Origin of the sequence: Shewanella sp. MEBiC00475, assembly GCF_005234075.1 — a bacterium.
In the GTDB taxonomy this organism is placed as follows: domain Bacteria; phylum Pseudomonadota; class Gammaproteobacteria; order Enterobacterales; family Shewanellaceae; genus Shewanella; species Shewanella polaris.
This window is the reverse complement of sequence record NZ_CP039928.1, coordinates 1,643,099-1,656,377: the sequence shown is the minus strand read 5'-3', so window position 1 is coordinate 1,656,377 and position 13,279 is coordinate 1,643,099. Positions and strand designations below refer to the sequence as shown.

At 39.9% G+C, this 13,279-nt stretch carries 14 protein-coding genes; 2 read left to right on the top strand and 12 right to left on the bottom strand.

The genetic code is table 11. The annotated features are described in order from the left end of the window. Positions 1-90: 90 nt before the first annotated feature. Positions 91-417, bottom strand: a complete 327-nt coding sequence (trxA, locus tag FCN25_RS07270; protein WP_137223355.1) for a thioredoxin TrxA — start codon at positions 415-417, stop codon at positions 91-93. Between the two features lie 153 nt (positions 418-570). Here trxA and rhlB point away from each other — a divergent pair, with 153 nt between their 5' ends. Both rhlB and FCN25_RS07260 read left to right on the top strand, forming a co-directional pair. Then, complete coding sequence (gene rhlB, locus FCN25_RS07265) at positions 571-1,875, top strand: ATP-dependent RNA helicase RhlB (protein WP_137223353.1); 1,305 nt, start codon at positions 571-573, stop codon at positions 1,873-1,875. A gap of 3 nt (positions 1,876-1,878) precedes the next feature. Continuing rightward, positions 1,879-2,823 carry an exopolyphosphatase gene (locus tag FCN25_RS07260; protein ID WP_137223351.1) on the top strand — a complete coding sequence of 315 codons (945 nt, stop codon included), beginning with the start codon at positions 1,879-1,881 and terminating at the stop codon, positions 2,821-2,823. Positions 2,824-2,916: 93 nt separating this feature from the next. On the opposite strand, the gene FCN25_RS07255 is transcribed toward FCN25_RS07260, so the two are convergent. From FCN25_RS07255 to ubiE, 11 genes are all read right to left on the bottom strand, one after another. After that, positions 2,917-3,468 (bottom strand): thioredoxin family protein, encoded by a 552-nt coding sequence (locus tag FCN25_RS07255; RefSeq protein ID WP_137223349.1) that lies wholly within the window; start codon positions 3,466-3,468, stop codon positions 2,917-2,919. A 460-nt stretch (positions 3,469-3,928) separates the two neighbouring features. Then, entirely contained in the window at positions 3,929-4,939 is a 1,011-nt protein-coding gene (gene hemB, locus FCN25_RS07250; RefSeq protein ID WP_137223347.1) for a porphobilinogen synthase, read from the bottom strand. Between the two features lie 14 nt (positions 4,940-4,953). Further along, positions 4,954-6,879: a diguanylate cyclase gene (locus FCN25_RS07245; protein WP_137223345.1), complete on the bottom strand. Its 1,926-nt coding sequence runs from the start codon at positions 6,877-6,879 to the stop codon at positions 4,954-4,956. After that, positions 6,876-7,694, bottom strand: coding sequence for a TatD family hydrolase (locus FCN25_RS07240; protein ID WP_137223343.1), 819 nt, complete (start codon positions 7,692-7,694; stop codon positions 6,876-6,878). Before FCN25_RS07240 ends, FCN25_RS07245 begins: the two co-directional genes overlap by 4 nt. 19 nt (positions 7,695-7,713) lie before the next feature. After that, positions 7,714-8,217, bottom strand: a complete 504-nt coding sequence (locus tag FCN25_RS07235; RefSeq protein ID WP_137223341.1) for a hypothetical protein — start codon at positions 8,215-8,217, stop codon at positions 7,714-7,716. 60 nt (positions 8,218-8,277) lie between these two features. Next, entirely contained in the window at positions 8,278-9,036 is a 759-nt protein-coding gene (gene tatC / locus FCN25_RS07230) for a twin-arginine translocase subunit TatC (RefSeq protein ID WP_137223339.1), read from the bottom strand. A gap of 3 nt (positions 9,037-9,039) precedes the next feature. Next, positions 9,040-9,453 carry a Sec-independent protein translocase protein TatB gene (gene tatB, locus FCN25_RS07225; RefSeq protein WP_137223337.1) on the bottom strand — a complete coding sequence of 138 codons (414 nt, stop codon included), beginning with the start codon at positions 9,451-9,453 and terminating at the stop codon, positions 9,040-9,042. 6 nt (positions 9,454-9,459) lie between these two features. Beyond that, the gene (gene tatA / locus FCN25_RS07220; RefSeq protein WP_137223335.1) at positions 9,460-9,711 is read right to left on the bottom strand and encodes a Sec-independent protein translocase subunit TatA; all 252 of its coding nucleotides are present in this window, start codon (positions 9,709-9,711) and stop codon (positions 9,460-9,462) included. A gap of 109 nt (positions 9,712-9,820) precedes the next feature. Further along, positions 9,821-11,470 (bottom strand): ubiquinone biosynthesis regulatory protein kinase UbiB, encoded by a 1,650-nt coding sequence (gene ubiB / locus FCN25_RS07215; RefSeq protein ID WP_137223333.1) that lies wholly within the window; start codon positions 11,468-11,470, stop codon positions 9,821-9,823. Continuing rightward, positions 11,467-12,087, bottom strand: a complete 621-nt coding sequence (locus FCN25_RS07210; RefSeq protein ID WP_137223331.1) for an SCP2 domain-containing protein — start codon at positions 12,085-12,087, stop codon at positions 11,467-11,469. The genes ubiB and FCN25_RS07210 overlap by 4 nt, the downstream gene beginning before the upstream one ends. Then, positions 12,087-12,842, bottom strand: a complete 756-nt coding sequence (ubiE, locus tag FCN25_RS07205; protein ID WP_137223329.1) for a bifunctional demethylmenaquinone methyltransferase/2-methoxy-6-polyprenyl-1,4-benzoquinol methylase UbiE — start codon at positions 12,840-12,842, stop codon at positions 12,087-12,089. The genes FCN25_RS07210 and ubiE overlap by 1 nt, the downstream gene beginning before the upstream one ends. Between the last annotated feature and the right edge of the window lie 437 nt (positions 12,843-13,279).

Genomic DNA, 13,279 nt, shown 5'->3' with positions numbered 1-13,279 from the left:
GTGAAATAAAATTTAAAAATGGCACAAATTGTTTAAAACTTGTGCCATTTAACATTTCTAGACAATTTATGTCTAGATTTAAGTGTGTATTTAGATTTGAGCGTCAATGAATTCTTTAAGTTGGGTTTTAGATAGTGCACCCACTTTAGTTGCCACTAGCTCGCCACCTTTGAACATTAGCAATGTTGGAATACCACGTACGCCATATTTTGCTGGTGAAACATTATTTTGGTCAACGTTGAGTTTTGCAACGATTAATTTATCTGCATACTCGTCAGCAACGTCGTTTAAGATTGGGGCAATCATTTTACAAGGACCACACCATTCAGCCCAAAAGTCGACTAATACTGGTGTTTCAGACTTTAATACGTCGTTTTCAAAGCTGTCATCGCTTAGGTATACAATTTTATCGCTCATGTTGTTCTCCAGATTTGGTTCCATTGCTAGTTTATTAATGGCTTACCATGTATATTGGGTCAGTTAAATAGCTTTTCAAGAGACCGTTTTAGTAATGTAGCTATTTCAAACGATCGAATCTTTTTTTGCAACCCTTATAGGTATGCTTTTGCTATGAGCCAAACACATTTGTCGACCCAGAAATTCGCCGATTTTCCTTTAAAGCCCGAAATACTCGCGGCATTAAACGAAAATGGGTTTGAGTTTTGCACGCCAATTCAGGCGTTATCGTTACCCATTTTACTTAATGCAAAAGATATTGCCGGACAAGCCCAAACCGGTACAGGTAAAACCATGGCCTTTTTAGTGGCCACGTTTAACCACTTACTTAATGTTGCTGCACCTGAGGGGCGTAAAGCAACTGAACCTCGCGCTATTATTATGGCGCCAACACGCGAGTTAGCAATACAAATTGCTAAAGATGCCAAACTATTAGCAGCACACACTGGATTAAAAGTCGGTATTGTTTACGGCGGCGAAAGCTATGAAACTCAACGTGCTGTTTTAGATAAAGGTGTTGATATTCTGATTGGTACTACCGGACGTATTATCGATTACGTACGTCAGGGTGTGATCAGTTTAAGCCACATTCAAGCCGTCGTGCTTGATGAAGCAGACCGTATGTTCGACCTCGGATTTATTAAAGACATTCGCTTTTTATTCCGCAGAATGCCTGATGCTAAGTCTCGATTAAATATGCTTTTTTCTGCCACGCTTTCAATGAAAGTGCAGGAATTAGCTTATGACCATATGAACGACCCTGAAAAAGTTGAAATCGAACCATTGGAAAAAACCTCTAAAAATATTAAAGAAGAGATTTTTTATCCATCGATGGAAGACAAGATGCGTTTATTGCTGAGCCTAATTGAAGAAGATTGGCCAGAAAAAGCGATTGTGTTTTCGAACACAAAACACAGCTGCGAAAAACTGTGGTCTTATTTGGAAGGTGACGGTCATCGAGTCGGTTTATTAACTGGTGATGTACCTCAGAAGAAACGTATTCGCATTCTTGAGCAATTTACATCAGGTGAAATAGATATTTTAGTGGCAACAGATGTCGCTGCTCGTGGATTACATATTTCTGATGTGTCACACGTATATAACTATGATTTACCAGATGATTGTGAAGATTATGTCCACCGTATTGGCCGAACAGGTCGTGTGGGACAGAAAGGCGTTTCAGTGAGTTTTGCTTGTGAAGAATACGCACTGAATTTGCCTGAAATTGAAACTTATATTAACCATTCAATTCCAGTGTCTAATTATGATCGTGATGCACTTTTAGATGATATTCCGCCTCCAGTGCGTATTCATCGTAAGCCTCCAACTTCTCGTAGCCGAGACGGTGGAAGCAAAGGCGTGCATCGTAGTGGTGGTAGCAATTCACGCCCTCCACGTCATAGGACTCGTAGACCATAGTCAATGCCATTGTTAACTGTATCTCAACCCTATGTGGCGATAACATTAGGATCTAACAGTTTTAATATGTTAGTGGCTAACACGGTAGGCAATAAGCCTACCGTTATCGCTAAATATAAGCGTAAAGTTCGCCTTGCCGAAGGTATAGGCGACGATGGTATCTTGTCTGAACATGTCATGCAGCGTGGTTTAGACTGTTTAGCTATGTTTGCTGACATGCTAACTCAACATCATATTGATACTGATAATGTCGCTGTATTTGCTACTGCGACGTTACGGCTTATTCGTAATGCAGATGAATTTCATCAACGTGCGATGCCTATTTTACGGTATCAAATTGAGGTCATTTCGGGGTTACGTGAAGCTGAACTTATTTATCAAGGTATGGTTGCGACAACACAAGGTGAGGGACGCCGTTTAGTTATTGATATTGGCGGCGCGAGTACCGAGTTTATTGTTGGTGATGGTAATCAAGTATTGTTTAAAGCCAGTTTGCCAATGGGCTGTGTGTTGTTTAATCAACGCTTCTTTAATAAAATTCCACTGCAGTTAGTCGATTTTGAACAGGCTGTTGGTTATGTAAATACTGTTTTAGCCGAACATCGTACCCAATTATTGGATTTAGGTTGGCAAAGTGTTGTTGGGGCTTCTGGTGCGGTTCAATCAGTAGTCTCAGTATTACAGCATAGACATTGTCCGGAAGTTATTACTCTAGAGATTTTGTATGCATTTCGCAATGAGATTTTATCGCAAGTGGATGGTCAACTTACGAGTATTAAAGGTCTAAATGCAGAACAAGCACCGACTTTTGCTGCCGGCGTAGTGATATTAATGGCATTGTTTGAAAGCTTGTCCATTAGTCATTTACATCTTGCTGGTGGCGCACTTCGTGAAGGTGTATTACAACTATTAGCTGACCGTGTTGCTGCAGGAAAAATATCAATATAATGGCTGTGGCCGAAATAACATAAAAAATAGGTCGCTCTGGCGACCTATTTTTTATGTTCGTATTAATAGCATTAAACTAAATTTAGATAATCATTATTTTAAGATTTCAACTAAATCATTTTCTAATGTTGTTGTAGGGCGCTCAACTATACGACCAAGTTCATTACCTTGTTGTTTAACAATAAAGGTCGGAATTCGATTAAATGCATATTTTGCAGCAAGTCCATCAGGATCTTGTTTGTTACGATCTACACCAATATACTCAATTTGAATATTTGGGTTAGCTGCGGCTTCGATAATGCGCATAAAACGTGGCGTTTCACGATGGCAATCTGGGCACCAAGTACCAATAATAACAACAATATTTGTTGGTACGGTAATGGCTTTTAGTGCATCTATTGCTTTTGTATCTACTTTATAATCAGCAAAGCCTTCGGCATAGCCAGGTAATTCGGTAGTCAGAGTTTGCGGTTGGATTACGCCGGTTAAAATCACTTCTTGTTCCTCTTTGCCACATGTTGCAATAAAGCCTTCTTGATCTTTTTCAAAGGCGCAACCTGAGTTTGCCGATACCGTCATGGGTAACATTTGAGCCGTAAAAAAGAGTGCGGTAGTGGCTAATAAAATTCTAACGTTATTGTGCATTATTATGTCTCGCTTAAGTAGTGAATACTGCAATAAAACATTCAAACACGCTTAATCAATACTGTTAAGTGGTGAAAGTCTACTATGTTGGATTGATCACTATTTTAGTTAGGTATAATTCAACTAAGTTATAACAATTCAATAATTATTTTGTCATTCAACGGGAGTTCTTTGCCATCTAGGTAAGTAATGTAGGTTTAGTCGTTCTCGGTAACAGCTCCTGCGATGCTCTATTTTTGCAACTGATCGTCATGGATGGCATAAACTTCTTATTTTTTATGGAATAAAATAGACCATGCAGTTGTATGTCAAAATCATATTAAGCAGCATAAAGGAACAGAAATCCGCCCTTGGGGCCACTCAGGTTACTTATATAATTAATGGAAGTGATATTACATTATAAAATAAAAAGCCAATCAGAAATTGATTGGCTTAATAATGACTTAATGAGTGATGCTTATTAATTTTGCTCTTTTAACCATTGAGCAGCACGTTTAGCAAAATAAGTTAAAATACCATCAGCCCCAGCGCGCTTAAAGCAAAGTAATGACTCCATTACAATGGCTTTTTCTGCTAACCAACCGTTTTGAATTGCAGCCATGTGCATGGCGTATTCTCCACTTACCTGATAAGCAAAAGTCGGTACGGCTAATTCTGTTTTAACACGATAAACTATGTCTAAATAAGGCATGCCAGGCTTAACCATTACCATGTCTGCACCTTCTTGAATGTCTAATGCCACTTCATGTAAAGCTTCATCGCTATTGGCTGGATCCATCTGGTAGCTGTGCTTATTGCCACCTTTTAAATTACTTGCTGATCCGACTGCATCACGAAACGGCCCATAATAGCTTGATGAATATTTCGCTGAATAAGCCATTATTTGGGTATTAACAAAGCCCTTACTTTCAAGGGTTTGACGAATAGCGCCAATGCGACCGTCCATCATATCAGATGGTGCAACAATATCCGCACCCGCTTCAGCATGTGATAGAGCTTGTTTGACTAATATCTCTGAAGTGATGTCATTGATAATATAGCCCGTGTCATCGATGATGCCATCTTGGCCGTGAGTCGTGTACGGATCTAAAGCTACATCAGTCATAATACCGAGCTGTGGGAAAGCTTGCTTTAACTCACGTACTGCACGCTGTACTAACCCATCTGGATTGTAAGACTCTTCGGCAAGTAAGCTCTTTTTATCTGCTGGTGTGACGGGGAATAACGCGATAAGCGGAATGCCAAGTTCAACAAGTTCAGCGGCTTCTTTTAATAATAGATCAATTGAAAAGCGCTCAATTCCAGGCATTGAGGCAATTTTTTCAGAGCGTTGAAAACCTTCTAATACAAACATAGGATAAATGAGATCATTAACCGTTAACGTATTTTCAGACATCAATCGACGGCTAAATTCATGTTTACGCATGCGGCGCATTCTGCGCTGTGGGAAAGCACTAGTAATAATATTCAATTTCGACTCCTGGTTTAGGTCTGGTCTGTTTCTAGCTGGTAGTAGCAAACTTTGTTTCGGCCGCTGCGTTTAGCTTGATACAGGGATTTATCTGCTTGTTCAAGTAATAATATTGGATGCTCATCACTGTCGATAATCGCTGTGCTTACACCGATACTGATTGTTATAGGCATCGAGTGGTTATTATGGACAATGTTGAGTTCGCTGATTGCCTGACGAATTTGTTCAGCAACGAGTAAAGCACCGTCTTTATCAGTGCAAGGCAAAATAATAGCAAACTCTTCGCCACCAAAACGTGATACGAGATCTGTTGGGCGCTTTAAATATTCGCTTAATGTTTTGGCAATCGTTTGTATGGTGTAGTCACCGCTGAGGTGGCCAAATTGGTCATTGATACTTTTAAATTTATCAATATCAATCATTAATAATGAGATAGGCGTTTGTTGGCGACGGCTGATCCGCCCTTCAGCAATTAAGCGGCGATCGAATGCGCTGCGGTTTTTAACCCCAGTAAGACTATCAATGGTATTTTGTTCTGTCAGTTTTTGGTTAACATCATTAAGCTCACGCAAAGTAACTTCTAACTCTAAAGTGCGTTCTTGCACCATTGTCTCAAGCTTTTCGCTATTTTCTGCTTCATTGCGCAGCGCTTCTTCACGAGTTTCGCGTAACCGCTGGGCTTGTTCTAATGCTTGTTGTTGGATCTTTAACTTTGCTTTTCGTTCGTCGTTGTAGCGTAATGCCAGTACCGCAGCCATGGTAATCACTTCAAAAGTGAGCCCTATCATAACGGGTATTAGTGGAGAAAAACCGGGGCTAATTATACCAATATAAATTAACCCCGTAACGATACAACCAAGCATAAATCCAAATCGACCGATGGCATATAAAGGTGCATTGCGTTGACCACCAAAGGCTTGGATCAACGAGAAAGCCATTAATATTATACTGATGGTCAATACTACAAACACTAGGGTATAAAGCGCCGTACTGTAGTTAATAAACGGCATAATAATGGTCAAACCAAAACACAGTCCTGCCATTACTCTGCAAATTCGTAACATTTTTAAATTATGATATTTGAGCTGTAATACTTTTTCAGTAAACAATAATGAGAATGCTAATGTCAATGGGATAAGAATGAGGAAAATATATTGTTGAATAATTGGCCATTGAGGCCATAAATAACGAAATGAGACGCCATATATCGTAGCGGTCAATAATGTTAGCCCTAATACATAACCACTGTAATAACTGTAGCTAAATGATCCAGAAGCGAGCGCGATGAATAAACTGAATAAACAAATGGCAAGCAATAAACCAATTTGCATACCATTAAATAAATTTTTAGTTTCAGTGAGTTGGGTGAGATCGTTTGAAGACCATAATACCAATGGCAGGCTAACACTGCCTTTAGTGTCTATTTTAAAATAAAAAGTATGGGTGTCACCAGGCTCGAAGTTGACAGGGTATAAAAATATATTACTTTGTAATGGACGTTGTTTAAATGGCAGGCTATCACCCATGACTTCAGTTCCAATTAGCCTACCATTAATTAGGTGATATATTTTAACGCTATCTAGCAATGGATTATCTAACGCAATGATGCGTGACAAGTTGTCGTTGGGGGTAAATATACTAAAACTTACCCAATAGTTTTTAATGCCTATTTGATATGGTTGAGTGGCATTGACTTTTTTCCAAGTATTTTCTGGCTGTTGTAATAGTTGGGTTAAAGTTCCAATATCATTGCTCTGGTTGGCATATACCCATTCTTGTAATTCAATTTTGGTGATGGAATCTGATGTCAGTCTAAGTGGCATAGGGGAGAAGGTACTCGCCCAACTGTGTTGACCAATGAACAGCAAACATAACCCAATTATCACGCTTGCATGATAAAGATAACAGCAGGATAAACGATAAGTTGCATTATTTTTCATGAATGACAACTTATGTTTTCAGATGCAGGTAATTGGAAAAAATCACAACTATTTTTGTAGCATGCCTGTGCTAATGTTTGTGGTAATTGTTGACGGAGATTTGCCATCTGTTCAACGATATAAGGTAAATACTGAGGTAAGTTTTTGCTCGACTTAGGTTTCGGTCGCATATTGCGTGGTAATAAGTAAGGACTATCAGTTTCTGCCATAATGCGGTTATCAGGAATTAACGGCACTAATTGAGCGAGCTCTTGCCCTCGGCGTTCATCGCAAATCCAACCAGTGATACCAATATATAAATCTGCTGCTAAGCATTCTATTAGCTCATTTTTACTGCCTGTAAAACAGTGTAGTAACGCATTAGGGAGATTTGCCCGATACTCATTTACAATGGCGATAAAATCATTATGTGCTTCACGACAATGCATTAATACCGGCATGTTGAGTTCACAAGCCAACTCTAATTGTGCAGCAAATGCTTTTCGTTGTGCTGAGCGTGGTGAAAAATCACGATTGTAATCAAGCCCACATTCACCAATAGCAACGACAGTTTGTTGCTGAGCAAGTAGTGCTAAACGTATTTTGCTGTGTTGGTCCCAAGAAGAGGCATTATGTGGATGAACACCTGTCGTGCAGTAGAGTTTATATGGGTATTGTTGGCAGAGGGTTATTGCTTTAACACTTTCATCTAGATCGCTGCCAATAACAATTAACGGCGAAACATATTGTGTCGCCGCATCATTGATTATATTGTCAATATCGTGCTTGAGCCTGTCGCTAAGCAAATTGACGGCAATGTCGATGTATTGAGTCATGTAATAATAGTAACTAATGTTACTTTAATCGTCTAACTCGAGTCGTCGCGTTGCGATCGTCACTACCAAGTAAAAATGAACTGAGTGCGCCGGCTTGAATAAAGACACGTTGGCCTTTTTTGATTTTATACCGTTCTGGACTGCTTTGCTTCCAAACTTGACCATTTGTTAGCGTAACAATAAATTCACCATGAGGTGCTTCTTTAATTGAGGCAATTTCGGCATAAATTTTATTGATTTTCTGTTCAATTTTCTTTGTTAAGCCAAAAGTATCTACACTCTCTACAGGAGTTCGAACAACAGGGGCTACTACTGATGGCTTAGCTATAACAACTTTAGGTGATGCTGGAGCCATTATATGTGCGCTAGGTTTAGCGTTAGCGGCTAATTCGTCATAACAGATTAAACGCTCGAGCTTATCAGTTTTGGCTGCACATATAGACAACTGCTGACCAAGATTCGAATTGGCATAGACATTAGTCGACATCAATATGATGCCGGCTGCAATTAAACTTAAACGCATTGATTCTTCCTTATTATATTGTCTGGCTAAACTAAATGGTCCGAGTAAGACCATTGAAGTTTAGTTATCAGCGTGCTCGCTCTCTGGCTCGCTCTCTGATTCATCGTCTTTTTTACTGTAAAAGCGTGCGGCGATTAGACCACCCTCAAACAATAACAGCATTGGAACCGCTAGCATAGTCTGAGAAATAATATCTGGAGGAGTTAAAAACATACCGATAACAAATGCACCTACCACAATATAAGGACGTTTTTTGCGTAATTCATCAGGTGTAGTGACACCCGCCCAACACAGTAAAACCACGGCCACAGGAATTTCAAAGGCTAAACCAAAGGCAAAAAACAGTTTAAGAATAAAACTCAAATAACTGCTGATATCGGTCGCAACTTGAACACCATCTGGGACTACGCTGGTAAAAAAACCAAATACAACGGGAAAAACAATATAGTAAGCAAAAGCTATTCCCAGATAAAATAGCAGGGTACTGCTGGTTAATAGGGGAACGACTAAGCGCTTTTCATGCTTGTATAAACCTGGCGCAACAAAAGACCAAACCTGATAAAGAACATAGGGGATGGCAATAAAGAATGCTAACACCAGTGTTAATTTGAATGGTGCAAAAAAGGGCGCCGCAACGTCGGTTGCAATCATGCTGCCAGTTTCTGGAAGCGAACGCATTAAAGGCAAGGCTATGTAATGATAAATATCATTAGCCCAATACACAATAGCAATGAATACCAGTAATACACTGCCAATGGCTTTAAGCAATTTATTACGTAATTCAAGCAAATGGCTAATAAGCGGTAGCTGTTGCGACATGAATTATCCGTTAGATTTAGGGGTTGAGCTGCTTTCGCTGGCCACTTCAGGTGACTTAACTTCAGCGACAGGGGCCGAGGTGTCAGGTGACTTTGTTGGCGTAACTGGTGGCGTGTCTTCAACCTTATAAGGTCGATTCACTGACGCAGCAGCTTGCTTCAACTGATCAATTGACTCTTGTAGCTCTGGTGACAAATTAGCTAAACCTTTACTTTCTGCTTTCTTTAAATCGGCATGTAGCTGATCAATTTTAAGCTCTTGTTCAAGTTCATCTTTGACAGAGTTTGCCATGCGCTTGAGCGCGCGGATCCAACCTGTAATTGAACGTACTGCAACCGGAAGTCTTTCAGGGCCAAGTACCACTAGCCCCAAAATACCGATCAGCAACAGCTCCATAAAGCCGATACCGTCAAACATAATAAATTACGCCTGTTTATCTTTAGATTCAGGTTGCTTTTCTGCAGCCTGTTGCGAAGTCGCAGCTGTTTTTTCTTGGTCTTCTATAGACTTGCTTTCTTCTACAGGTTTGGTTTCATCTTCTGGAGTCATGGCATTTTTAAAGCCTTTTACTGCTCCACCTAAATCACCGCCCAAAGAACGCAATTTTTTTGTCCCAAATAATAGAATGACAATTAACGCTACGATTAGAAGCTGCCAAATACTGATGCCGCCCATGAAGATTATCCTCTTTAAATAAAAAATGGTTTTGTAAAATAATTATTTCAAAATCCATAATACCACCCAATTCTTTAAGTATTATGAACGTCTAATAAATTAGTGCTAGCTAAAATTTGCGATTCTTTGGCCTAGATCTCCATCCTATCGCCCAAATCAATATTCCAGCACCAATACAGCTATACGTTAGCCATAGTGTAGCTATTTGAGTAAATAAAATTGTGCCGCAGATCAACAATACAGCAGAAGTGATCAGTAGATAATTGCTCTTGTGTGATTTTTGTTGATAACGCAAATACTTATCTAACATTTGCTGTTGAGTGCCGAGTAATTTACGCCCTAGCTTTAAATTATCGTAAATTAATTCAGGAAACTCAGGGAGTTTGTCTGCCCAAAAAGGTACATTTGATTTTACTTTGTTATACATGGCCTTAGGGCCAACTTGTTCTGACATCCAATCTTCTAAAAAAGGTTTCGCTGTTTGCCACAAGTCTAATTGTGGATATAACTGGCGACCTAAACCTTCGATGTACAGTAACGTTTTTTCCAGTAGCACAAGTTGTGGTTGCACCACGATATCAAACTGACGTGCTGTTTTAAAAAGTTCCAGCAGTACATGTCCAAATGAAATTTCATCGAGTGGCTTATTAAACATTGGTTCGCATACCACTTTAACCGCTTGCTCGAAAGCAATAACGTCAGTGTGTTCTGAAACCCAACCCGATTCAATATACAACTGTGCAATGCGGCGATAATCACGATTAAAAAAGGCCAAAAAGTTTTCGGCAAGATAACGCTTATCAACATCGGTTAAGGTGCCCATAATCCCGCAGTCTAGACCGATATAAAATGGGTCATCGGGATGTTCACGGCTGATAAAGATATTTCCTGGATGCATATCTGCGTGGAAAAAATTGTCTCGAAACACTTGAGTAAAAAATAACTCAACGCCACGTTCCGCAAGCAGTTTAAAATTGGTGCCTTGGGCCCGCAGCGCTGCTGTATCAGACACTGGGATACCGTAAATACGTTCCATCACCATTAGGCGTTTGTAGCTGTGTTCCTCGTAAACAAAAGGCACGTACAATGATTTTGAGTCAATAAAGTTATTACGCAGTTTTATGGCATTGAGTGCTTCGAGTTTGAGGTTCAGTTCACCTAAAATAGTGGTTTGATAATCTTCAATCACTTCGGCGGGACGTAAACGATTACCTTCACCCAATAAAGCTTCTAATATATTGGCAGTTTGAGTCATTAACTGTAAGTCAGCTAATATTTGCTGTTCGACATTTGGGCGCAATACTTTCAGTACTACGTCTTTACCATTCGACTTTAATGTGGCGGTATGCACTTGAGAGATAGAGGCGGAGGCTAATGGCGTGTCATTAAAGTCATCAAAATAAGTTTCTATCGGTGCCTTTAGTTCTGCTTCAATTGCTTGGCGTGCCAAGGCTGAGTCAAATGGTGGCACTTGGTCTTGTAACATGGCTAATTGGTAAGCCCACTCGTCATCAAGTAGATCGCGACGAGTTGATAACATTTGCCCCAGCTTTATGTACACAGGACCTAAATCTTCCATGGCTAACTTTAAACGTTCGGCATGGGACTTCTGCTTATGTTTATTGCGGATCCAAAATAAGCTGTTACGTAGGATTGAAAAATACCAGGGCTTTTTATGTCGAAGAATTAAGTCATCTAAGCCAAAATGGAGAATGGTTTTAATGACATGGTAACCACGCCTGATACTTGCAAATGTCATGGAGTTATTTGATCTCTTAATTGGGCTATCTTGGTTTCAACTGCGTCGGTTTGGCTGACGAGTTCATCTAGATTATCACGAAAATGCAGCCATTCAATTTTATGTGGTGCCAAACGATATTCTTCAGTTGTCAGTTGGCTGATATGCGAGCGTGTTTTTTGTATCACTTGCTTAACATCATCGCTAAATTGTCTCGCAGTGGTAACCAGTTTATGTGTCGGAGCATCACCGATATAGTGTGATAATGGTTCGGCAAAATCAAAATGAATATTCTGTAAATAGTGACTCAAAGTTTGCAGTAATTGAATATCACCTTGAAGACTGAGCTTATCTTGTTTGATTAACTCTGTTAAGTTGGCGCCTTCAGTGAGTTGATATAAGGTCGATAAATCGGCCTTAACCGTCACTGCAACGTTAGCATCATAATAACTGAGCACTTGAATTTGCTTGGCAAATACCAAATAGATTGGCCAGCTTAGCTGGCTCAACTGGATACAAAATACTTTGCCGTGTAATGATTTCTGCCGAGCATAGTCATCTTTAGCCTGTTTGGGCAATTGGTTAAAAGCGGTTTCAATCGCAGCACAGGTTAATAAAGCAAAGTGATTGGGTAGCATTAGAACTTATAACCTCTATGCAATGCGACAACGCCATCGGTCATATTGGTGTAGTCAACTTGTTCAAACCCTGCATCTATCATCATCTGCTTAAGAGTCTCTTGATCAGGATGCATCCGAATAGATTCGGCAAGGTATTCGTAACTGTCGGCATCTTTAGTGATTAATGCGCCCATTTTTGGCAATACCTTAAAGCTATACATGTCGTATACTTTACGCATTAATTCATGCTTAGGTGTTGAAAATTCAAGTACTAGTAGTTTTCCGCCAGGTTTTAAAACGCGGTGCATTGAACGCAGTGCTGCATCTTTGTCGGTTACATTACGTAAACCGAATGCGATGGTGATAATGTCAAAATGGTTATCAGGAAACGGCAGTGCTTCAGCATTAGCTTGAACATAACTGACGTTATTGACAATGCCTTTGTCACGTAATTTTGTTCGGCCGACTTTGAGCATCGAATCATTAATATCAGCAAGAACAACTTGACCACGGTCGCCGACTAAGTTTGAAAATTTAGCGGTTAAGTCGCCCGTTCCACCGGCTAAATCAAGCACTTTCATGCCCGGTCGAGCAGCGGCTACTTCAATGGTGTGACGCTTCCAAAAGCGGTGAACTCCAAAAGACATTACGTCATTCATTATGTCGTATTTTGCTGCAACGGAATGAAACACATCAGCGACTAAGTCTGCCTTCTTATCAGCTTCGACAGTTTTATATCCAAAATGAGTGTTTTTTGGTTCGCCTTCAGACATCGGTATATTCCTATAATGTGCGATAATTAATAGCAAGTGTATGCCATTGCGAATGATTGCTGAAATGCCGTGGTGCTAGAGTGTGACAACAATCAATTAGTTGTCTTACCTTACGCTGGATACAGATTTCACATCAACTTGAACATGGCAATGCTCTTCACGTCGACTAACCCCAATAAGCATAAGCTATTAAGGCTAAAATTTTCCCTGCATTAGAGCACAAAATGAGTCTTTAATGAATAGCTGCTATCGATTCTACTTTAGGCAAGTTAATGGCCATTGAATATAAGCATGCATCAACTCACTAAGTCATTGGCCTACATCACTATAACCCGCTTGTTCATCTACGTAGCATCATGCAGGGGATTACTCAGATAAATGAGCGTAACGCCATGAACAATGCTTGCCAATATAATCTGCATAATAGTTCTCTATAT